Source organism: Roseivivax sediminis, from assembly GCF_900112685.1.
GTDB lineage: Bacteria > Pseudomonadota > Alphaproteobacteria > Rhodobacterales > Rhodobacteraceae > Roseivivax > Roseivivax sediminis.
In genome coordinates this window covers 46,190-65,945 of the sequence record NZ_FOMS01000017.1, presented here as the reverse complement: position 1 = coordinate 65,945, position 19,756 = coordinate 46,190, and the positions used below count along the sequence as shown (strand labels likewise).

At 64.2% G+C, this 19,756-nt stretch carries 29 protein-coding genes; 8 read left to right on the top strand and 21 right to left on the bottom strand.

Features of this window, described 5'->3' with window-relative positions; translation table 11 throughout:
• Positions 1–37: 37 nt before the first annotated feature.
• Complete coding sequence (locus F3H57_RS20090; RefSeq protein ID WP_149758414.1) at positions 38–784, top strand: sulfite exporter TauE/SafE family protein; 747 nt, start codon at positions 38–40, stop codon at positions 782–784.
• A gap of 20 nt (positions 785–804) precedes the next feature.
• Here F3H57_RS20090 and F3H57_RS20085 read toward each other — a convergent pair whose 3' ends face one another.
• From F3H57_RS20085 to F3H57_RS20075, 3 genes are all read right to left on the bottom strand, one after another.
• Entirely contained in the window at positions 805–1,455 is a 651-nt protein-coding gene (locus F3H57_RS20085; protein ID WP_149758412.1) for a 5-formyltetrahydrofolate cyclo-ligase, read from the bottom strand.
• The gene (locus F3H57_RS20080) at positions 1,452–1,883 is read right to left on the bottom strand and encodes a PACE efflux transporter (RefSeq protein ID WP_149758410.1); all 432 of its coding nucleotides are present in this window, start codon (positions 1,881–1,883) and stop codon (positions 1,452–1,454) included. The genes F3H57_RS20085 and F3H57_RS20080 overlap by 4 nt, the downstream gene beginning before the upstream one ends.
• 114 nt (positions 1,884–1,997) lie before the next feature.
• Entirely contained in the window at positions 1,998–3,098 is a 1,101-nt protein-coding gene (locus F3H57_RS20075) for an HPP family protein (RefSeq protein ID WP_149758408.1), read from the bottom strand.
• Positions 3,099–3,332: 234 nt separating this feature from the next.
• Here F3H57_RS20075 and F3H57_RS20070 point away from each other — a divergent pair, with 234 nt between their 5' ends.
• Positions 3,333–4,034: a FadR/GntR family transcriptional regulator gene (locus tag F3H57_RS20070; protein ID WP_149758406.1), complete on the top strand. Its 702-nt coding sequence runs from the start codon at positions 3,333–3,335 to the stop codon at positions 4,032–4,034.
• Between the two features lie 12 nt (positions 4,035–4,046).
• On the opposite strand, the gene F3H57_RS20065 is transcribed toward F3H57_RS20070, so the two are convergent.
• The 5 genes from F3H57_RS20065 to F3H57_RS20045 all read right to left on the bottom strand — a co-directional run bounded on the left by F3H57_RS20065 (position 4,047) and on the right by F3H57_RS20045 (position 8,095).
• Entirely contained in the window at positions 4,047–4,943 is an 897-nt protein-coding gene (locus tag F3H57_RS20065) for a DMT family transporter (protein ID WP_149758404.1), read from the bottom strand.
• Positions 4,944–5,200: 257 nt separating this feature from the next.
• Positions 5,201–5,758 (bottom strand): AAA family ATPase, encoded by a 558-nt coding sequence (locus F3H57_RS20060; protein ID WP_223163173.1) that lies wholly within the window; start codon positions 5,756–5,758, stop codon positions 5,201–5,203.
• A 14-nt stretch (positions 5,759–5,772) separates the two neighbouring features.
• Positions 5,773–6,660, bottom strand: a complete 888-nt coding sequence (locus F3H57_RS20055; RefSeq protein WP_223163172.1) for a mechanosensitive ion channel family protein — start codon at positions 6,658–6,660, stop codon at positions 5,773–5,775.
• A gap of 440 nt (positions 6,661–7,100) precedes the next feature.
• The gene (gene rnk / locus F3H57_RS20050; RefSeq protein ID WP_149758399.1) at positions 7,101–7,544 is read right to left on the bottom strand and encodes a nucleoside diphosphate kinase regulator; all 444 of its coding nucleotides are present in this window, start codon (positions 7,542–7,544) and stop codon (positions 7,101–7,103) included.
• Between the two features lie 83 nt (positions 7,545–7,627).
• Positions 7,628–8,095, bottom strand: coding sequence for a hypothetical protein (locus F3H57_RS20045; protein ID WP_149758397.1), 468 nt, complete (start codon positions 8,093–8,095; stop codon positions 7,628–7,630).
• A 255-nt stretch (positions 8,096–8,350) separates the two neighbouring features.
• Between F3H57_RS20045 and F3H57_RS20040 the strand changes: the two genes are divergently transcribed.
• Positions 8,351–8,563 (top strand): hypervirulence associated TUDOR domain-containing protein, encoded by a 213-nt coding sequence (locus F3H57_RS20040; protein WP_149758395.1) that lies wholly within the window; start codon positions 8,351–8,353, stop codon positions 8,561–8,563.
• Positions 8,560–9,096: a DUF488 domain-containing protein gene (locus F3H57_RS20035; protein WP_149758389.1), complete on the top strand. Its 537-nt coding sequence runs from the start codon at positions 8,560–8,562 to the stop codon at positions 9,094–9,096. The genes F3H57_RS20040 and F3H57_RS20035 overlap by 4 nt, the downstream gene beginning before the upstream one ends.
• A gap of 39 nt (positions 9,097–9,135) precedes the next feature.
• Here F3H57_RS20035 and copM read toward each other — a convergent pair whose 3' ends face one another.
• Genes copM through F3H57_RS20020 form a run of 3 tightly spaced genes read right to left on the bottom strand, consistent with a single transcriptional unit; the run spans position 9,136 to position 11,360 of the window.
• The gene (gene copM / locus F3H57_RS20030) at positions 9,136–10,596 is read right to left on the bottom strand and encodes a CopM family metallochaperone (protein ID WP_149758388.1); all 1,461 of its coding nucleotides are present in this window, start codon (positions 10,594–10,596) and stop codon (positions 9,136–9,138) included.
• A gap of 32 nt (positions 10,597–10,628) precedes the next feature.
• Positions 10,629–10,928 (bottom strand): DUF6522 family protein, encoded by a 300-nt coding sequence (locus F3H57_RS20025; protein ID WP_149758386.1) that lies wholly within the window; start codon positions 10,926–10,928, stop codon positions 10,629–10,631.
• A 12-nt stretch (positions 10,929–10,940) separates the two neighbouring features.
• Entirely contained in the window at positions 10,941–11,360 is a 420-nt protein-coding gene (locus F3H57_RS20020) for an Rrf2 family transcriptional regulator (RefSeq protein ID WP_149758384.1), read from the bottom strand.
• Between the two features lie 87 nt (positions 11,361–11,447).
• On the opposite strand from F3H57_RS20020, the gene F3H57_RS20015 reads away from it, so the two are divergent.
• The 3 genes from F3H57_RS20015 to F3H57_RS20005 all read left to right on the top strand — a co-directional run bounded on the left by F3H57_RS20015 (position 11,448) and on the right by F3H57_RS20005 (position 13,470).
• Positions 11,448–11,906 carry a group III truncated hemoglobin gene (locus tag F3H57_RS20015; protein ID WP_223163171.1) on the top strand — a complete coding sequence of 153 codons (459 nt, stop codon included), beginning with the start codon at positions 11,448–11,450 and terminating at the stop codon, positions 11,904–11,906.
• A gap of 251 nt (positions 11,907–12,157) precedes the next feature.
• The gene (locus F3H57_RS20010; protein ID WP_149758382.1) at positions 12,158–12,793 is read left to right on the top strand and encodes a hypothetical protein; all 636 of its coding nucleotides are present in this window, start codon (positions 12,158–12,160) and stop codon (positions 12,791–12,793) included.
• Positions 12,794–12,810: 17 nt separating this feature from the next.
• Positions 12,811–13,470 carry an RES domain-containing protein gene (locus F3H57_RS20005; RefSeq protein ID WP_149758380.1) on the top strand — a complete coding sequence of 220 codons (660 nt, stop codon included), beginning with the start codon at positions 12,811–12,813 and terminating at the stop codon, positions 13,468–13,470.
• A 56-nt stretch (positions 13,471–13,526) separates the two neighbouring features.
• Here F3H57_RS20005 and F3H57_RS20000 read toward each other — a convergent pair whose 3' ends face one another.
• The 5 genes from F3H57_RS20000 to F3H57_RS19980 are packed head-to-tail and all read right to left on the bottom strand — an operon-like array spanning position 13,527 to position 15,284.
• Positions 13,527–13,733, bottom strand: a complete 207-nt coding sequence (locus F3H57_RS20000; protein ID WP_149758378.1) for a hypothetical protein — start codon at positions 13,731–13,733, stop codon at positions 13,527–13,529.
• Positions 13,730–14,269, bottom strand: a complete 540-nt coding sequence (locus tag F3H57_RS19995; RefSeq protein WP_149758376.1) for a 3'-5' exonuclease — start codon at positions 14,267–14,269, stop codon at positions 13,730–13,732. The genes F3H57_RS20000 and F3H57_RS19995 overlap by 4 nt, the downstream gene beginning before the upstream one ends.
• A gap of 4 nt (positions 14,270–14,273) precedes the next feature.
• Positions 14,274–14,723: a hypothetical protein gene (locus F3H57_RS19990; protein WP_149758374.1), complete on the bottom strand. Its 450-nt coding sequence runs from the start codon at positions 14,721–14,723 to the stop codon at positions 14,274–14,276.
• Positions 14,724–14,752: 29 nt separating this feature from the next.
• On the bottom strand, positions 14,753–14,917 hold the full coding sequence (locus F3H57_RS19985; protein ID WP_188129773.1) for a type II toxin-antitoxin system PrlF family antitoxin: 165 nt from the start codon (positions 14,915–14,917) through the stop codon (positions 14,753–14,755).
• Between the two features lie 22 nt (positions 14,918–14,939).
• On the bottom strand, positions 14,940–15,284 hold the full coding sequence (locus F3H57_RS19980) for a helix-turn-helix domain-containing protein (RefSeq protein ID WP_149758370.1): 345 nt from the start codon (positions 15,282–15,284) through the stop codon (positions 14,940–14,942).
• Positions 15,285–15,468: 184 nt separating this feature from the next.
• Here F3H57_RS19980 and F3H57_RS19975 point away from each other — a divergent pair, with 184 nt between their 5' ends.
• Positions 15,469–15,918, top strand: a complete 450-nt coding sequence (locus F3H57_RS19975) for a hypothetical protein (RefSeq protein WP_149758368.1) — start codon at positions 15,469–15,471, stop codon at positions 15,916–15,918.
• Positions 15,919–15,999: 81 nt separating this feature from the next.
• Here the strand turns inward: F3H57_RS19975 and F3H57_RS19970 are convergent, their stop codons facing one another.
• Genes F3H57_RS19970 through F3H57_RS19950 form a run of 5 tightly spaced genes read right to left on the bottom strand, consistent with a single transcriptional unit; the run spans position 16,000 to position 19,455 of the window.
• The gene (locus F3H57_RS19970; RefSeq protein ID WP_223163170.1) at positions 16,000–16,719 is read right to left on the bottom strand and encodes a helix-turn-helix domain-containing protein; all 720 of its coding nucleotides are present in this window, start codon (positions 16,717–16,719) and stop codon (positions 16,000–16,002) included.
• A gap of 48 nt (positions 16,720–16,767) precedes the next feature.
• Positions 16,768–17,127: a DUF6527 family protein gene (locus F3H57_RS19965; RefSeq protein WP_223163169.1), complete on the bottom strand. Its 360-nt coding sequence runs from the start codon at positions 17,125–17,127 to the stop codon at positions 16,768–16,770.
• Between the two features lie 5 nt (positions 17,128–17,132).
• Entirely contained in the window at positions 17,133–18,542 is a 1,410-nt protein-coding gene (locus F3H57_RS19960; protein WP_149758366.1) for a ThiF family adenylyltransferase, read from the bottom strand.
• Complete coding sequence (locus F3H57_RS19955) at positions 18,539–18,919, bottom strand: E2/UBC family protein (protein ID WP_149758364.1); 381 nt, start codon at positions 18,917–18,919, stop codon at positions 18,539–18,541. The genes F3H57_RS19960 and F3H57_RS19955 overlap by 4 nt, the downstream gene beginning before the upstream one ends.
• On the bottom strand, positions 18,916–19,455 hold the full coding sequence (locus F3H57_RS19950; protein WP_149758352.1) for a multiubiquitin domain-containing protein: 540 nt from the start codon (positions 19,453–19,455) through the stop codon (positions 18,916–18,918). Before F3H57_RS19950 ends, F3H57_RS19955 begins: the two co-directional genes overlap by 4 nt.
• Positions 19,456–19,756 lie beyond the last annotated feature (301 nt).

Below are 19,756 nucleotides of genomic sequence, written 5' to 3'. Positions count from 1 at the left end.
GAGCATGTACGCGATCGTTTGGTTCGAGGATGCGCGGATGCTCTCCATCATCATACTGGTCGCCGCAGGCTTGCTCGCCGGCATGATCAATGCCATTGCCGGTGGTGGCACGCTGCTCAGCTTCCCGGCGCTGGTCTGGCTGGGCGTGCCGCCGATCATGGCCAATGCCACGGCGACGCTGACCGCCCTGCCGGGCTATTTCGGCAGCGCCTGGGCCTACCGGCACGACATCCGCGCCGAGGGGAGCCTTGGCCTGGGCAGCATCATTGCGATCGCGGCGCTTGGCGGGCTGGCGGGGGCGGGCCTTCTGTTGGTCACGCCGGGCGAGGCCTTCGTCGGCATCGTTCCCTGGCTTCTGCTCACCGCCACGCTGCTCTTTGCCATCGGGCCGCGTCTGGTGGCAATGGTGCGCGCGAGGGGAGTGAGGATCGGACCCGTTCTCTCGGCCTGCGCGATCTTCCTGGTGGCCGGATATGGCGGCTACTTCAACGGCGGACTGGGAATCATGCTGCTGGCGGTGTTCAGCCTGATCGGCTTCCAGAATCTGCACGGCATGAATGGCCTGAAGAATCTCCTCTCCGCCGTGCTCTCGCTGGTCTCGGTCACCACCTATGCGACTGCCGGCTTGATAGCCTGGGAATCCGCCGCCGTTCTGGCGGTCGCGACGACGGTAGGGGGCTACATTGGAGCCCGGCAGGCACGCCGGATTCAGCACACCGAATACTTGCGGGCCCTGATCGTCGGCATCGGTGCCGCGCTGACGCTGGTGTTCTTTCTGTTGTAAGGCGCGGGGGTGCCGAGGGCCTATCGCTCCAGATGCGTCCCGTCGGACAGGAGAGCTTCGCTCATCGGCACGTCCCAGGGCATCGGGTAGATGGTCGGCAGGCGGCAAGCGGAGAACCCCACGCCGACGATCCGCGGTTGCGGGTCAAGCCGTGCCAGCGTCCGGTCATAATAGCCCCCGCCATTGCCGAGACGATAGAGCTCTTCGTCGACGCCGACGAGCGGCGCGATGACGATGTCGGGCACGCGCACCTCGCCATCGGCGGGCACCAGGATGTTCCAGAAGCCCCGTGTCATGCGGCATCCCGGTGACCAGGTCTGAAACTCGAGCGGCGTGTGCTCTTCGACCACGACCGGAAGCAGGACCTGCGCACCGGCCGCATGGGCCGCGCCCATCCACGGCCGCAGATCCGGCTCGCCCCGGATCGGCCAGTAGACAGCAATGGTCATTCCGGCTCTGGGCGCGACGACCCGGTCGAGAGCATCGATCAGGTTGGCCGTCGCCCTCTGGCGCTCTTCCGAAGGGAGCGCACGCGCGGCGACCAGCCGTGCCCGTTCCGCGCGCCTGAACCGCGCGACGTCCCGCGCCGTTTCGGGGTCGACCGGATGCCCGTCCACAAGGTGGTGTGCAAAGCAGGGGGCAGTGCCTGCGTCGGTTTCGTCTTCCATCATGCGGTCGTCCGTCCGGTGCGTTGCGGCGGGAACAGGGTATCGTAGCCCCAGGTGAAGACGAAGGCATAGACCATGTAGAATGCCGCGAAGGAGATTTCCATCAGCAGCACCGTGACCAGCGAGGCATCCAGCCACCACGCGAAGATGGGCAGGAGCAGCAGCAGCAGCGTTGCCTCGAAGAGCGCGGCATGGACGATCCGGAGCGGCAGCGTCTTGCGGACATCGCCCCGGCGCCAGTTCAGCACATGATCGAAGATCAGGTTGAAGAGGTAGTTCCAGGCCGTCGCGGCCGTGGCACCCAGCACGACCAGAACGCCCATGTCGCCCATGGGGTGATCAAAAACCCAGGCGAAGAGCGGGGTGACGATCAGGATGCCGATGAGTTCGAAACTGACGGCCTGGCGAATACGATCTGCGGTGCTGCGCATGGAAATGGCTCCGATTGTTCCTCGGGCCGTCCCGCGTGCTGACCGTCTGGCCGGGCGAGGTCGTCCTCGCTTGCCCGGAGGATGTGTTCCGGATGCCGGCAGTTCAAGCGGCTCTTACGCCGCAGGACGCTCCTCCGCCCCATGAAGAAGCAGCCGCACGATGTCGGAGCGGGTCAGGATTCCGACGAGTCGTCCCTCCCTGGCAACCGGAACGACTTCACTGCCTTGGGCTGCCAGACGGTTGAGAAGTGCGCCGACGGGCAGGTCGTGCGACACCGCGCGGTCGGCGTTTCGCATCACGTCTGATACGGTGCGACGCGGGGACCGCTGCCGCCAGGCTACTCGGCGGTCCTGCGCCGCCACCGTCTCGAGGAGATCCGCCTGGAGCACCAGGCCGCGCAGCTTCATGTCACCGTCGACGACGGGAAGGCTCTTGATGGCATGGCTGCGGAACAGGCGCGCCGCCTCCGGGAGTGTGGTGCCGGGCCGCACCGTGATGAGACCGGTGGTCATGATGTCGGCGCAGGTCGTGCCGTCGAAACGGTGCTGAGCCGCCTCGGCTTCGGCAGCCGCCAGCAAGCGGCCGAGGTCCGCCACACCAAGGTTGGTCGCCTGGTTGAACCGGTCGAGCAGCTGGCCCAGTTGCTCGGTCGATAATCCCAGCCGCAGCGCGGGATCTCCGATGTCATCCGTCTCGGGCTGGCGGAACGGATAAACCCGCCCCGTAACCCTGTTGTAGGCGATGGCGGCAAGAACCAGCACGGCAGTGGTCACCCCGACCGGCACCAGGGCGAAGAGCGGTCCCACTTCCAGAGCCGGTGCCGGATCGAGGGCGGTCAGCAAGGCCACGGCGCCGCCCGGCGGGTGCAGAGCCCGAACGAACATCATGGCGATGATCGCGGCGCCGACCGCGATGCCGGCCGACCAGGGGCCGGGAACGACCTGGAGCACCAGGAGTGCGACGAGTGCCGACGTCGCATTGCCGACGACAGCCGACCATGGCTGGGCAAGGGGCGAGTTCGGGACACAGAAGACCAGCACCGCCGTCGCTCCGAGTGGCGCGATCAGATAGATGGAAGACAGTTCAAGGCTGGCCGCCAGGCTCACCAGGAGGGCGCACAGGCTGATCCCGAGCAGCGCGCCCATGCCGGCCCGCAGCTGCTCGCGGCCGTGAAATGCCGGCAGAGCCGGATAGAGATAATGCCATGCCCGCATGTCGTATGCCTCCTAAGTCGCCCGCAAAGCGGGCGACTGTCGGGCCATATGCCTCATATGGCGGCAGAATGTGAACGATCCTGATTATGAAAAGAACGTTGGTCCTGTCTCTGGCTGGATGCCGGGAACGGGATATTGCGGAGAAGCTCAAGATCGAAACGGCTGATTGCACAGAGTCTGCCGCTTGCCTTCAGTGAGACGCGGTCTGAATGTTGGTCCGATCAGGAGAATGGCATGCAAACAGACAAGGAGACGGCGCGGGCGCGGCTTTGGCACGTTCTCGAGGAGCGTGCGCCTGCGTCGGGAGATCGCCTGCCGCCGGAGAGGGTGCTGAAGGACCTCGTCGGATGCAGTCGCGAAACTCTTCGCGCAGCATTGGCGACACTCGAGGCGCAGGGCGAAATCTGGCGCCATGTCGGACAAGGGACCTTTCGGGGTCGAGCGCCCCTGGGGCGGCCGGTAAAGGACACGCTGCTTCTCGAGGCGACGACGCCGGCCGACCTGATGGATGCACGACGCCTGCTCGAACCTCAGGTCGCGGCGGCCGCCGCAGCGCGGCGGGTGCCGGGCGACATCGCCCTTCTGCGCCAGCGCGTTGCCGAGGGACAGTCGGCGCGAGATCGCGCGGCGTGCGAGCGTGCGGATGACGCGTTTCACCAGTCGATCGCTCAGGTCGCGCGCAACCCGCTCCTGATTGCCCTCTTGCGCCACTTTTCGGGCGCCCGCTGCCGTGCCGTCTGGCAGAGGGAGTGGGATCGCACCTACCGTCGGATCGGCGTGGAAAAGTTCACCAGGGTGCATGGCGATCAGCACGAACCGGTCGTCGACGCGATCGCGGCCAGCGACGGTCCGGCAGCGCATCGCGCCATGGCCCATCATCTCGAAGTCGTCAGTATCGACATGGGCGTTCTCGGTTCGGAACCAAGCACGTCCTGATGGTCACCTTGGTCACCGGGGCCGGATCCGGCGGCTCCTGTGCCGTGTTGGTTCCAGGGTCGCTGGCGCGCGCGACCGCTCGCGATAGACGACGTAAAGACCCGATGCGAGGATGACCGCGATCCCGACCCAGGTCATCCCGTCCGGAAACTCCCCGAAGACCAAGTAGCCGGCGGCGGTGGCACCGATGATCTCGAGATACTGGAACGGCGCCAGGAGACCGGCTTCGGCGTGGCGAAAGGCTTCGGCGATCAGGACGTAGCTCGCCGCGGCAAAAAAGCCGCTCCCGAGGATCAGAGCCCATCCAGAGGCAGGCAGGGCGCCAGGGTCCGAAGAAACATAGCCCGCCTCCTGAAGACCGAAGCTGAGGACCACCATGCCGATGCAGGCATAGATTGTGGCGCCGCACTGGATGGTCAGCCCCGAACGGGTGCGCGCGGCGCGGCGCAGAACGATCATGTTGAGCGCATAGGAGGCGGCCGCGAGGAGTGGCAGGAGTGCGGCGATCTCGAACTCGGCACCCGGCCGGATGACGATCAGCGCGCCCACGAGACCGATGCCGACGGCCGCGAGGCGTCGCGGACCCACAGCCTCGCCCAGGAGCGGACCTGCCAGCACAGTCAGGATCAACGGCTCCACGAAGAAGATGGCGATCGCGGTGGCGATCGGCATGACCGCGAAAGCGCCGATCAGACAGATGAGCGTGATCATCACCAGAAGACCGGACAGCGCGACAACCGGCGAGAACATGGCGCCCCTGAGACGTTTCCGCAGCACCACCGCCGCCGGCAGGAGGAAGGCCGCCTGGGCGAGAACGCGCACGGTCGCGACCTCGATCGGGTTCAGCGTCTCCGTCAGCAGCTTCGACAGCGTGTCACCCAATGGCAGCAGAACCATTGCCGCGGCCATGCAGGCCATCCCTGCGAAAGAACCTGTCCACATGGTCCGCGACGTATAGGGCAGAGCAAGGGTCATGACACCACCTCATCACTTCAGAACCCGCATGAGATGTGCGGGAGGAAGTCCGGGCGTTCAGGACATTCGTTGCGATTATCGGAATTGCGGCAGCCAGCGCGACGCCATCGCGGGTTGCCTTGCATTGCCGATATAATGATCTCGGAAAGACATGTCCAATCCGAACAGGGAGACGGGCTTCGGTCCGATTGTCAGGTGAGCGCGTCAAGAATGAAGTCGGCCCGCGCTTCGACATCGAGCTTTGGCAGAAGGACCGGATCATATCCGAGCCGGTCGAAAGTCTCGATCAGCCGGTGATACTCGGTGACGCCTTTCCTCAGGTCCTGCTGGCGTTCGCTGTCCCTGTGGTAGATGTCGGGCCAGGGCGGGGTCAGGAACACCTGGTGATGGAAGCGGTCATGTCCGGACAAAGTGTCGGACACCGCCACGCTCGCTGCGTGTTCCAGCGCGGCGGCTGCATCGAGAAGTCCGCGATCGAAGAAGACCCATCCTTCCGCAGCTCTCATGCGTTCTCGGTCCCCGGCTGCCATGCCGATGGCCCGCCTCGCGAACGCCTCGAGATCGACCCAGGGGAGAGCCTTCCCGTCCCCGCGCAGTTCCTCCTCCACGATCCTCCTGCCGGGCTCCTCGACGGTCTCGAAGCCTCGCGAGCGCAGTTCAGCCAGCAGCGTCGACTTGCCGCCACCCGAGCAGCCGGAGAGGACGACGTGCCGACTGGCGATGCGGTTCTGCATCGGGGTCTCCTTCATGTTTTCCAGGCTCGTCACGCTTCGAGATGTTCTCGTTCGGGTGGCGCAGCGAATACCCGCGCAACCTCCGCGTCATGCGCGAGAGGGTCGATTTTTGCGCTTCGGGGCCGGCTTAACTCGATCTGCATGCGTGGGGCCGGAATGTTTGCGCCCCGTATCGCGCGGTCGATCAGGGCCAGAACCTCGTCGCGGCAGTCGACATCCCGCTCGAAACGCGACAGCCAGAAGCGAACGGCGTAGCTGTTGCCGTCGCTGCCCAACTCCTGCACCCGCACGTCCGGAGCCGGGTCGGTCTGGATGAGACGTGCTTCGCGCAGGGTTTTCAGGATCAGGGCCTTCGCGGTATCGACGGGAAGTTCATGCGTGAGCTTCAGCGAGAGCTGCGCGCGATACTGCGGCTTCGGCGCCGAGTAGTTGGTGATGCGCCGGCGGGCGATCTGACTGTTCGGCAGGATCATGTAGGTCGAGTCCTGAGTCAGCACCCGTGTCGTGCGCCAGCCGATCTCGATGACGCGGCCGCGGGCGACCTGCTCGATATCGACCCAGTCCCCGATCCGGTAGGGTGCCTCGACGCCGAGCGCGATGCCAGACAAAGTGTCGGCCACGACGTTCCGGATCGCGAAGCCCAGCATCGCGAGTATCAGGCTCGATCCCGCCAGCGCGCCGAGAAGACCTTGGCCCAGCAGAAGTGCGGCCGAGGCAACGACCGCGGCGAAGAACAGCAGAACGGCCACGAGATCCCGGAACAGGCGCGGATAGGGACGGTTGTGGCGCCTCCGGCGATCGGCGAACAAGCCGAACAGCCGGCTTCCCAGCCAGGCCGCGGCAAGGCACCCGACAACGCCGCCAGCCATGCGGAGAGACAGCCCGATCCGCTGCTCGACCTCCCGGTCAAGGATCACCAGGCCGACGGCGACAAGAAGCAGGACCGAAGGCCAGATCAGCCGTCGGAGATGAGAGACCAGTTTCATGTCAGCAGCCCTGTCGCGCGAGCCGTGATGGCCGACGAGACCGGCACCGGAGACAGGTCACGGTGGCGCCGGCGTGTCGCTCGACAGCGGAGCCGCAACGACGGCAGGAAATTCGGATAATAGGGATCGCGCCGCCAAGACTGTGCCGACAGGTGGGGCAGCGATGAGCGGCTGCGCGAGGAAGCGATGCTTTGCAGGAGGGGCAAGCAAGGGGAAGGTGACGGTTCATGAGACCCTCTTTCGACGGGAAGGGAAGGACGCCGAAGCGGCGATTGCCGATATCCCGGAAGGAGAGTCATGGCTTTGTCAGCGCATCGAACGGCTCCTTCCGGGTAGGTCATGGGCCTCGGCAAGGCTCCGGGAACAGCGGATCATCCGGCCTCCAGCCCTTCAGAGGCATCCTGGACGGCAACGTGGAGCACGGTCAGCACCCGCCGCTCTCCATCTCTGGTATCCCAGTGGAGCGATGCGCCCTCGGCCAGGCCGATCAGGGCGACCCCGATCGGCGTCAGGATCGAGATCCTGCCGCGTGCGATGTCTGCGTCCTCGGGAAAGACCGGCGCTACCGTCTTCTCCTGGCCGGTCGACTCATCGCGATAGGTGACCGCGCGGCCGATCGCCACCACGTTCGGCGGGAGCTTCGCCGCCGGAACGATGCGGGCCCGGCCGATCTCGCCGAGCAGCCGGTCGGCGAGGTCAGGGTTTCGCTGGATCGCGCCCTCCGCGAGCGCTTCGAGCCTGTCCAGGCTTTCGGCATCGATGACGACCTTGGGCCGCCGGCCGGTGCCGCGTGAGGTGGAGCGTTGTGCAGTCATCGAATTGTCCTTTCCGCCCTCTGGTGGCGTGGATGCATTGTGGGTAACCAAATTTTCAGACCCGCCAGAGACGGATCAGACCATCAGGCCGCGTCGTGGTCCGGAGCCGGGCTCACATCCAGCACGACGACTGTCTCGATCTGGCCGTCGTCCCGCAGCAGCGGTACCTTCTGCAGTTTTCGCATCCCGATGAGGGTTGCCCCAAGCAAGGATGCGACGAGAACATGACCCGGGATCGGCACCGGGCTCATGGAAAGCGCGCCCGAGCGCGCGCCCTCTCCACTGATCATGTAGGTGACATGGCATCCGGCCACGACGAGTCCGGGCGGGGCCGGCTCCGGAGCGCCGCGCGAGATCCGCAGCTTGTGGCGCAGGAGCCCGTTCAAAAGCGGGGGGTTGGGCGCATTCTTGGTTCCGCGATGGCGGAGCAGGCGCTCGATGCCGAGCCGGTCCTCGACAGTGAGGAGAAATCCCGTCTCGACAGCGGAGCGCTCGAACAGCGATCGAAAGTCACTGCCCGCAGGCAGATTGCTGATCCTGGTGATGGTCATGATGTGTCTCCCGGGGCGGCGAAGCCCGCGTTCTCAATTCAAGGATGTGAGAAAGCCCCGGGTGGTCGAAGACGCAGCTATGCGCAGACCGCCCGGGGACCCGGGCGGTTCAGAAGCAGAAACCGGAAAAGGTTCTCGTGCGTGACCATGAGGTGAGCTTAGCCGCTTGGCCCAGTCTGTCAATCTTGGTGACCGGAACCGGCCTGGAACAGCACAAGACGGACAGATGTTGAGAACGTGACGGAGGTGAAGCGAATGGCGGAGTTTTCGAAAGGCGATCACGTGAGCTGGAATTCCGAGGCTGGCCGGGTCAGCGGCCGCATCGTGAAGGTCCACGAGGCGGATTTCGACTACAAGGGCCATCGCCGCCGCGCGTCGAAGGAAGAGCCCCAATACGAGATCGAGAGCGACAAGACCGATCATATCGCGGCGCACAAGGAGGACGCGCTGACCAAGCACGACTCGTGAGCGGCGGTTTCGCGACCATCGGACATTCGAACCGGTCGCCGCAGACGGTCATCGACATGCTGCGCGAGGCCGGGGTTCGGCTCCTGATCGATGTGCGGTCATTCCCGAAATCACGCAGCAATCCCGACTTCAACGACGACACGTTTCCGCAAAGCCTGGCCGATTATCAGATCGGCTATCGACACATGCTGGCGCTTGGCGGGCGACGCCCGAAACAGCCGGATGTCGCTAACGATCTGAACGCTTTCTGGAGGGTGCGGAGCTTTCACAACTACGCGGACTACGCCCTCGGCTCAGACTTCCGGAACGCCTTCACCGAGTTGCTCGATCTCGGCCAGAGCCAATCCGTCGCGATGATGTGTTCGGAAGCCGTCTGGTGGCGATGTCATCGCAGGATCATCACCGACTGGCTACTGCTCCATGGCCAGGAAGTGCGGCATCTGATGGCACCGGGTCGGATCGATGTGGCCGAGCTGACCGAAGGAGCGCAGCTTCGGGAGGATGGTGCCGTCATCTATCCCGCCCCCGAGTGACGGCCCGGTGTCGCGGGGTGCGACACCGGGGAGAGCAGATCAGGTATCAGGCACCTCGATTCCGCGCGCCTCGAGCCAGGTGCGCATTGCGTCGATCTCCTGCTGTTGCTCGGCGATGATGTGCCGGGCCAGCTCCATGTTCTCGGGGTCGGAGCCGGCGGCGAGCTGGATGCGGGCCATGTCGATGGCGCCCTGGTGGTGCGGGATCATCCCGAGCACGAAGGCGACATCGGGATCCTCGTGCTGGAGGCCGGCCATCATCTCGTCATGCATCCCCATCATCGACTGTGCGTAGGCGTCGGCGACGGAGGTGTCGCCGAGTTCGGCCGGCGCGATAGACGGGAGATTGTCACCCTCGCGCAGGCTCTCCATCGCCTGCGGCCCGTGCGGATGCTCCAGCGAATAGGAATGCGTCGCCATCTCCCCCTCCTGGGCCAGGATCTCGGCCATGGTCCGGGTGTCGGTGCCGTAGAAGGTCGCGTGCAGGCCCCAATAGGCCGTCGCGAAGATCACCAGCGCCCCGGTCAGTCCGATCGGTACACCAACGAGGGCGCGCCTGATCCAGGACCAGAAGTGCAACTCCCGGGTATGGTCGACCGCGATCACGACAATAATTGCCATGATCAGTGCGTGACCGATCAGGTCGACCCGGCCAAACGGGTAAACTGCGGCATTGAAGATCACGAAGAGCGCGATCGCGGATAGGCGCCGCACCAGTGGCGTGGCAAGCAGGCCGAAGCCCATGGTGAACTCCGCGACACCCGCCATCGGGATGAACATGTCGCGCGGAATACCGAAGGTCAGGAACGGTTTCTCCTCGACGAGTGGATAGAACCATTCAGGGTAGGCGAATTTCTCCAAGCTCGACCACATTAGCGCGATGGCGACACCCCAGCGGAGCACCTCGAAGCGGTGCTTGCGCCAGTCCTCCCGGCCCGAGGACTCGAGGACCAGGTAGGCCGCCACGGCGACGCCGAGCGCCAGGTAATCGAGCAGGTGGAACGGGTCGTAATCGCGCAGGGCGAGCACCCAGAGGAAGATGATCCCGGCCGCCGAAAGCGGCATGGTCTTGCGCGAGACAATCCCGGCGGCGATCAGGAGCTGAAGCCAGCTCACCCATTCGGCCGGGGTCTTGAGGTCGGGCGTCAGGTATACGCCGCCAACCGAGAAGATCGCGACGAAGAAGCCCGCGACCACGATACGGACGAAGTCATCGAGCCTGAACCAGAGCGGGTTCGTGACGCGATCCATCGCGTCGAGCGCCGTCTCTCCGGCGGCAGTGCGCTCAACGAGACGAGTGGCGATGAAGAATACCAGAACCAGAACGATGCCGCTCCAGAACCAGGGATCGGTCAGGGTCCGGGTGATTGGCGCCGGCGCCGCGTCGACGATGTAGGGCGCGAACCACTTCACATGAGCCGAGGCCGCAGCCGGCGCCAGCGCGCCGGTGAACGCGAGGGCGATGCCGAGGCCTGGTTTGCGGGGGAGGGAGGACAGCATGATAGATACCCCTTTCTTGTGAGGGATTGCGGTCAGGTTTTTGCGCTCATGGTCGCGAGGTCGATCGGACCTGCGGCGGGCGCATGAGCAGGGAAGGTGGCACGCGACAGGATCGTGCCGCTCTCGTCGACGACCAGGCGCAGGGCGCGGCCGCCGGAATAGAAGGTCATGCGCCAACGGCCGGCGTCCTCGTCGACTCCGGTCTCGCAGCGGCTGGTGATATCTCCGGCACGCAGCTTCGCGGGTACCTCGGCAGGTGGAAGTCCGAAGGCGGCCCCCACGATCTCCGCGTCGACCACGAAGCCGTCGGCGGTAAAGGATACGCTGCTCATCGCACTTTCCTTTCAGGCTACGGCCGGAGCGGGCGCCGGCAAAGCGATGTCGGCAAGCGTCGATCTGTCGAGTTCGGCCAGAAATGCGGTTTCGGCGGCGTGAAGCTTTCCCTTCAGCAGGCAGACCGGCGTGACGCAGCAGGCGCCTTGGGAGGAGAAGCATTCGACCAGTGCCTGGTCCTTCTCGAGGAGCCGCACGAGATTGCCGAGGCCGATCTCGTCCGCTGGTCGGGCGAGCATTGCGCCGCCGCCCGCGCCACGTCGCGTGGCGACAAAGCCATGCCTGGCGAGGCGCTGAATGACCTTGTTGAGGTGATTGCGGGAGATGCCGAATTCGTCAGCGATCTCGGCCGTCGAAAATGCGCGCTCCGGGGCGCTGGCCATCCGCATGAGCGCGCGTAGACCGTAATCGGTGAAGCTGGTTAGGCGCATCTGGCGGCCTCACTATGAATAGGCATTTACAATACCTATTATAGGTCCTAACCCGCTCTCGCAACAACCGCTCAGGCCAGTTCAGCCATGACCCAGACGCAATCCTTTCTCCCGCCGATCCGCTCCGCGCGCCCCGCGATGACCTTGGAAATGATGCAGAGGACCGGTCTCAGCGAAGCCGTACTCACCGACCTGGTGCACAGCTTCTACGGCAAGATCCGCGTCGACCCGGTGCTCGGTCCGATCTTCGCGGCACGGATCGCAGATTGGGGGCCGCATCTCGATAAAATGGTCGACTTCTGGTCATCCGTGGCGCTGATGACCGGCCGCTACCACGGTGCCCCGGTCCCCAAACATGCGGGCTTGCCCGTGACGTGGGCGCACTTCCATCGCTGGCTCGAGATTTTTCGCGAGACGGCGGGTGAGGTCTGCACGCGGGCGGGGGCCGCGCACGTGATCGAGCGGGCGGAACGGATCGCCCGCTCGCTGCATATGGCCAGCCAGGATGCGCACCGCGCAGAGGGAAGCGTCCCCAACCTGAAGTGACGGAGAAAGGTTGGCAGATGCCAACACGGGAATGACAAGGTCCGCTATCCAGAAGCGGCAGCTTCCGGCGCTGGCTTCGGGCAGAGACCTTTCCGCCGAGCAGGAGCAGGACTGCTGCTTCCACACGTCAGTCTTGACACCTCACCCTGGCGGGCTCGCTCATGATGGCAGTGCGCCATTGCGCTTACGAAGCCTTACGATTGTTGACTTACGGAGGCTAACGACATATCTTTGCGTCAAGGAGAGGCCCTATGCACTTCATGACGCTCAAGGAAGACGCGCGGTCCGGTTTGCCCCATGGGGCGAAAAGAGACCTCGACCTGATCGACGAGGCCCTCGCGAACCGGGGCAAGAGAGCCCTGGCCGAGGCCGCATTGCACATCGCCGCCCGCATGGTCGAGCAGGCGCAGGAGATTTCGGGCCAGGAGGCGCCTCTCAGCCAGCCCGAGGAGGATGCGCTTGGACGCCTTGGTGTCGATGCGACCGCCCCCATGTCCGATGCAGAGTTCTACCGGTCCGATCCCCTGTTGGAGGGCATGACCCGTCAGGCTCTACTGACGGCCGATGCCGTTCCACTCGCCGAGGCGGCGCGGCGCATCGGCGTGAGTGATGCCCGTCTCCGGCAGCGCATCGCTGCCGGCACCATGATGGCCATTCATCGTCCCCACGGGCGAGGTTGGCTCATTCCGGCATTCCAGCTCGAAGCCGAGGGGGAAATCCCGCATCTCGGCCGCGTTCTTTTGGCCGCCGGTCGTCCGGTCTCCGCTCAGGCCATGGACCGGTTCTTCAGGATTCCGCGCGAAGACCTTGGCGGGGCCTCGCCCCGAGACTGGCTCATCGCGGGCCATGATCCATCAATCGTCGAGCGCATCGTCGCCGGCCTCTGATCGAACGCCGTCCGCTGATGGACCATTTGCCACGATCTCCGGGGAAAGCATCCCTGTCGGCGATTCCGCCTGCCGTATTCAGGTTGGGCGCAGGCAGCGAGATCCTGCGTATATGGTTTTCCGCAAGCAGGCATGCCTCCGGATTTGCGCATTTTCGAGATTTCGGGCCGACAGAGTCGCGGTTCGATCATCATCTGCCGGATGCCGCGGGACGGCCGACGATCGGAGCACGCGCCATTCTCTATGCCATTGATGTGGAAGCGGACCCCCATGCGTTTACCTCGGCTCTGGCTGAGGTTTTCCAGGACACCCGGACGATCGACCTGACGACGGGCGGCCCTCGTTTGGCCGTGGTCCGGCCAACCCGCGATCTTTCCCTTCTCGACCTGACGGGACACTGGACAACGCGGGCAGGAGCATCGGCCGGCCTGTCCAGTGGACCGAGGGCAATCACGAAGGAATGGAGCCGGGATTTCTACGACGCTTATCCTGCCTTGGACGGGCTTCGATATCGTTCCGCGATGTCGGGAGGGAGCAGCCTGTCGCTGGCGCTCTACGAGAGAAGCAGGTCCGCGATGCCGGCCGCGCCGCATGTGGACATGCCCTTGTCTCACATGGCGCTGAGAACGAGTTTGGTTCGTGCCGCACGGACCCTGGGATATGTCGTCCAGACCTGATTGGCCCAGAGCCCGACATCGGGCGCCGCCCTCCGAAAGACCAGAGAGTTCAATGCCTAACCTTTCTCGCTTGGGTCGATCACCTTGATTCCGGTGCCCTCCAGGAGGTGATACGGGGCATTTCGGACCAGGGCGTCAATGTCGACCTTGGGCCGATCGTCCTTTGGTTCGCGCATCATGAGAAAGCCCATGATCATCACCAGCAGACTGTTCCCGACGATGGCGCTGGTGAGAATGACTTCAGTGCTGAATATCTCGGTCATGCAGTCCTCCTTTCGAGCTCCAGAGATGCCCGATGCTGGCTCGCCCTGAGCCACCCCCGCGCAAGCCGTGCAGCGTCCGGGCCGGCGCGATGAGGGGCAGGGCGCCGCTCTACCGTCTCGTAGAGCAGATCCAGAGCGTATCCGTCGAACATCGCGAAGGATGCGCCGTCGAAATCTTCGACCGAAGGGTTCTCAGGGCGCCCGGCAGCTCGGAGCAGGCGGTCCAGCCATCGAGTCTCGAACTCAGGGGCATCAGAGACAAGCCTACGGCCTCCGATAACCCTGAACAAGGTCTCGGCCACTTCTGTTGCCGAGGGCGCATCCATGAGCTCTGACAGGGAAATGCCGTGAACCGATGCGCTCTGCGGTGACCAGTCGTCTATCGCCCAATCGGGTGCCGGGCGAATGAGGGAAGACCAGGTGCGCACTTCTCCGTGATCGAGCCACGAGAGTCCGATCTCGATGGGCCAGCTTGCCTCCGACAGACTCGACGCCTCGAAGTCCAGGATCGCGATTTTCTCTACGGTCGCATCCATGGTCTCACCCTTGGCGCACCGTTGAAGGACGATAGCTGGTGCTGGCCTGCTTCACCGCTCGACGAACACGGGCGATATCGGCCAAGCGAGCATGGGAGGATTGCGCTTGCGACGGGCGATGGAAGGTTGAGCGGACATCGCGCCCTTCCGGCTTGAGGAACCATCCGAGTGCCGTGAGCGCCTCTTCCGCGGCATCGCGGGCTTCATGCCGCCGGGGGCGATCAGTCACGCCTGGTTCAACATGGGCTATCTCGTTGTCTTCGCAGCTATAATGTCGCTGCACCTCCATGCTTATGACCAGTCCCGGGAATTCTGCATCAAGCCAGCACACGACAGCGCGTGCATCATCATCAAGCCGCCGCGCGGCCTCGCGGGTCCGCTGCATCGCCAGCAGGTCCTCGGGCGACCTCTGGATTGGCGATGCTGTTGGTATTGTTTCCCTGTCGCCTGGCATGATCGGATCTCCGGATATTTCGCCCCTGTTCAGTCTTCTGCGAGCGGTTCGTTCAGGTCGATCTCCATGCCGTCGACGAGCTTTTGCGCGCGGCGTGTCCATTCACTCCCGAACGGCTTTAGGCGCATGGGGTCGGAAACGATCTCCTTTTCGAGGAAGCCGAGAAACGCCTGGGTGGTAGATTCTCCCTTCAAGGTCTTACCCTCCAAATCTTAGTCAGGCAGCAACCGAGATGCGCGTTCGAGGTGTCTCGATAGCCAGACGTCCCGGTCCGGCAGTATCCTTCGCCTTGATCACGATGTCGATGTCGCAACCAAGCTTCACCAGCATGCGCAGAATCCTGTCGGCGGTGATGCCCTCAAGCTTCCCGTTCATGATCTTGGAGACATGAGACTGAGGGATTCCAAGAGCCTCTCCGGCATCGCTTTGGGTCAGGTGACTATACCGGATGGTCGACGACAACTGGATTGCAAGAGCGGCTTTCAAGCTCATCTCTTGAGCGTCTTCGAGACCAAGATCGTCGAATACATTGCCTGATACGTCGGTGATTTCTTCGTGCATGGCGGCCTCTTTCTCGGCTCAACCGCGACAATCACGGCAGACCTGCATTTTTTATACTCATTTAAGTATATCGCGTCGATCTTCAATGCACCCGCCATGCAAAGTTGGCAGCTGCCAACCGTAATCGGCTTGGATGCATGAGTTTCCCAGCGTTAGATCCTCACCAGCGGCAGTGAGGACAACGATGCAGGACGAAGACCGCCTGAAGGCGGCATGGAACCAGAAGACAATCCCTGTCGCGCTTCGCCGTGACGGCAAGGGTGAGCGGGTCAGGGTCCGCCTTCCTTATGCGGACGACAACTATACCTGGCTCAGGAATGGCCGGCGCATCCGCCCAAGCTGGAACCCGGCACTGGGATGCTGGGAAATTCCCAAGGCTTGGTTCAATGACCTCGTGAACCGCTGTCTTCGTCGCTGGGGGCTGATCTATGTCATCCAACCCTACCAGGAGCAGGAGATCTGCGCTCCGGCCTGCATGAACGCCATCGGCCATGAGTGCCAGTGTTCTTGTATGGGGGCCAACCACGGTCAGGGCGACGATGGCGGCTGGTTCTCGACGAGCGAGGCCTTCGCGGCCCGATGGGGCGACCGTCAGCTCGCCTGTCGTCTCATGACGGTCAGCTCCGAAAAGTAGGGGCCCGGCCGATACGGCCAGGCCCTGCGATAGGTGCGCGGATGATGCTGTCGGTCAGATAGGATGCCGGTCGCGGACAAATCACAGATTGGGGCGATCCTGTTCCGGAACCTCCCACGGGTCCTCCAGGGTGACGATGCCGTAGCGGTCGCCGTCGTGGCCAGCCTTCGGGAGAAAGGTGATCATCCCGATATCCAGGATCATCCCCTTGTCGTGCATATGCTGCTGTCGAAAGTGACCGAAGTGCGTGAGATGACCGAGGCCTTCCAGCTCGAGGCACAGCGCGGAGATCGCTGCCGAATACTCGAGCCTCTGGCCGGCGCTGCTCATATCCCAGATCCCGTCAAGATCGGTCATCCAGTCCGAGATCGCGGCAGTCAGTTCGAGGGCATCGTCGGCCTCCACCGCGCCCGCGTTGATCAGGAACCCGTGCCATTCGCGGTTACGGGAATAGAAGTCGTTGGGCTTCCTGATGGGGGACGTGGGCACGAGCACCGTCTTTTTCAGGGCGCGCTCCATTTCTTCCTGCTGGCGCTTCTCCTCCTCGGGGGTGGGCTTGGAGAAGACCCTGATGTCGAACCCGAGGCCGCGCGCGAGGCTTCGCAAGGTCTGCGCCTCGGGCACGTGCCGACCGCTTTCCACCTTCTGGATCGTGCGGACCGTCAACCCGGAGGCGTCCGCCAGGTTCTCCTGGGTTAGAGAGAACATCTTGCGGATATACTTGCACTGGCTCGCGATATACTCGGCGTCTCGTTCCATCGTCTCCATCAGATCACTCCATGTTGATGACAGGAATAGCATGGCACGCCGGCTCCTGGGCGTCCCCGAACGCAACCCGAACGCTGGCGGTCATCCCGACCCCGGGCCGCTGTCCTTGCACCAGTCAATCCGCCCCTGTCGGATCCAGAAGTGACACCGGCATTCGTTCGTCTGGCGGACCGACGGCGAGATAGTGGGGCGCCTCAGCCAGTCTGACATGGCCGTCCACTTGGGCCTCCGGTTCTTGCTGAGGGACAGCTTGATGGTTTCGCCGCACCCACCGGGGCAGTGGAAGCAGGCCCATTTGTCGACGCCATCGCGCACGATGGTCATCTCCCCCGGCACGATCTGATCCGGCGTCGGGTGTGTGGGTGTTACCCTGGCAAGCAGGTCACTTCGTGGAATGAGGCGGAAGAGCTCAAGGCTCTTCCGCAGAATGTCGATCATCATCCCGCTCACCCGATGCGATCCAAGAACGGATCGATGTCGCCGAGGCCCCAGTATTCCTCGCTGCCGCAGACCGGGCAGTCGGACCGGGGCTGCGCCGCCTGCGAACGCTCGAAGCCCTTGTCGAGCTTGCGATAGCGTTGCCATGTCCATCCGCCGCCGCCGCGGAAGTCGACGAGACCGGCAAGAAGTTCGTTCACTGCCATGGTGGCGGCCTCGGAGGTGAAGGTCACGACGGCCGGCGCGGGATTACCTCCGCCGCGGACATAGGCCTCGGTCTTCTGCCGTTCGTATTCGGCGGGGTCCGATCGCTCGAGATCCTCCTCGCGGGCCCTGACGCGATCGACTGTGCCGCGGCAGCCGTGGCACGCCGACGTGGGAAACAGCACGCTGACCCGCGCGGCCATCTCGAGGAGGCCGGGCTCACCATCGTCACGGGGCATGAGGACCAGCCCGACATCGATGACCGGGATCAGGTAGAAGTGCGCCACGCGGTTCAGGTAGAGGCGCCCGGCGTGATCGTCCGTGCATCCGAAGATGACGTCGCAGGATTTCAGCGCGTCACGGATGTGCGGCGCATCCACCCAGCCGTTCATCGACCGGATCTCGACGTCGAGGCCCATCATCGTCACCTCGCGCGCCATGACGTCGACCTTAGGAACCGCGTTTTCGGCATCCTTTCGGGTCGCGCCATACAGGCGGTTCAGGTTGGAATGCTCGACCACGTCATCGTCGATGACCACGATGCGCCCTACGCCGAGGCGAGCGAGAAGATGGACCACCGGGCTTCCGGTGCCGCCGCAGCCGACCACGGCAACGGAGAGCTGTTTGAGGAGTCCGTTGACCTCAGGCCCGAAGGCCAGTGCCTGCCGGGCCAAGGCTTCCGACGGGGTCGGCACGTCGGTCGACTGGATCTCGAGCCGAGTGCCGATGACGGTCACGCGCTGACAGGGCAGGGGTGTCATGTCGTCTTCCCAGACCCGCGCCCGGTAGAGGCCGTCACCGACCTGCACGACGCTCACCAGGCGTGTCCCCTCGCCGTTACGGTTCCGAGCCATGGTGAAGAGGTCGCGCTCGTTGCGATCGTCCTGGTCCGAGAAACCGTCGAAGCCTCCCGGGTGACTATGAACGATCGCCGGCACCAGGCCTTCCTCCTTGGCCCGGCGACAGAGCTGGGCGAAGGAGTTAGTATTCCAGGTGACGTGCTTGTCGCTGGCATCGACGCGGTCCTCCTGCGGGATCGCGATGACCTCGTAGGAGGTGTAACGGGTCCGCGGCTCGAGGTCCCAGGGGTCCTGCGCGATCTCGCTTTTGCCGAGCAGCATGTAAGCGGCGCCCTCGTGCCCACGGGGGTGCGCGAGCAGCGCCTGCAGCTTGTCGCGATGACGGGCGTGGAGGGTGATGTCGCTGCGCTTCATGCCGCCACCTCCAAGGCCTCTTCGACCCGCTTCAGCATGGTCCAGATGCCATCCGTGCCGGGACGCCACTGGTTGTTATGACGAGACCAGCGCTGCCAGTTCTGGCCATCAAAGGCCTGGCGTGCCTGCGTGCAGCGGGGCTCACGCTGGCCGGCAAGGAGCTTCAGATGCGGCACGGCGTAGAACATGTCGGGGGCGACCTCGGGATACGAGGGCGGCAGCAGGATCAGGATATCCGCCTGGGCGACCTGATACTTGCCTTCCGGCAGCGTGATCCCGGTGAGGATCACGCCCTTCTTTCCGCCTTCGATGACCTCGCGAACGGTGATGCCGCGAGCCTCGAGGTAGCGGCGATCCTGACGGGGGAGGAGGCTCATGCCGCACCCCCTTCCGTGGTCTGGGGCACGCCAGTGAAGAAGTGCTCCAGGCCCGCATCCGCGAGGCAGATCAGATCGGTGTCGCCGACCAGGATGTCATCCTTGCCGGGGATCACCTGCCACACGGCGAACTTGGCGGGATCGACCCCGGCCAGCTTCTTGAGCACGCGTCCGCTGATGACCTTGTGGCCCCATTCGAGGCGTTTGCCATCGATGTCGAAGCGGAAGGATTCCGCGCTCGGGAAGACCAGGAAGCGCTCAACCTGGCCGGGGCGCAGATCCGTGGTTTCCTCGAGGCGCAGTTCTTCGAGTTCACCGTTGCGCAGCACCTGGAACACGAGGTGCTCCTCAGCCTTGCGGAAGCCGGCCCCCTCGATGATCTGGCGGCCGGTGGGCGTCGGATCGTCGATGACGGCGTCGGTGAACTGCAGGTCGTGGTCGCCGACCTGGACCTTGTAGGGCCCGCGGTCACGGGGCTTGCGGCCGGCCTTCAGGGCGGCCAGGAGATCTTCGATTTCGATCGGTTCGGTAGTCATGGCAGTGATCCTCTTATTGCCTGCTCGACGCCCGCAGCAGGCGCCTTATGCCCCCTATGCTCCCGAGAAGCGGCCCATCGGACGCCGCCGCCAGAAAATTCGCAAAAAAGTTTCGGGCCGCCGATGCGGGTCCTATGGCGGCACGGCGAGGCCTGCGCTTCTACCAGATATTGACGGTGAATTTTCGCGCACACCTTGGTATGGTGTGCTCTCCGTCGGCGCTCCCGAAAATCGAAGCCCTCGGAAAAATTCCGAAGACGATGTCCGATGGGCAGCTTCTCGGGAGCATATACGAGTGACA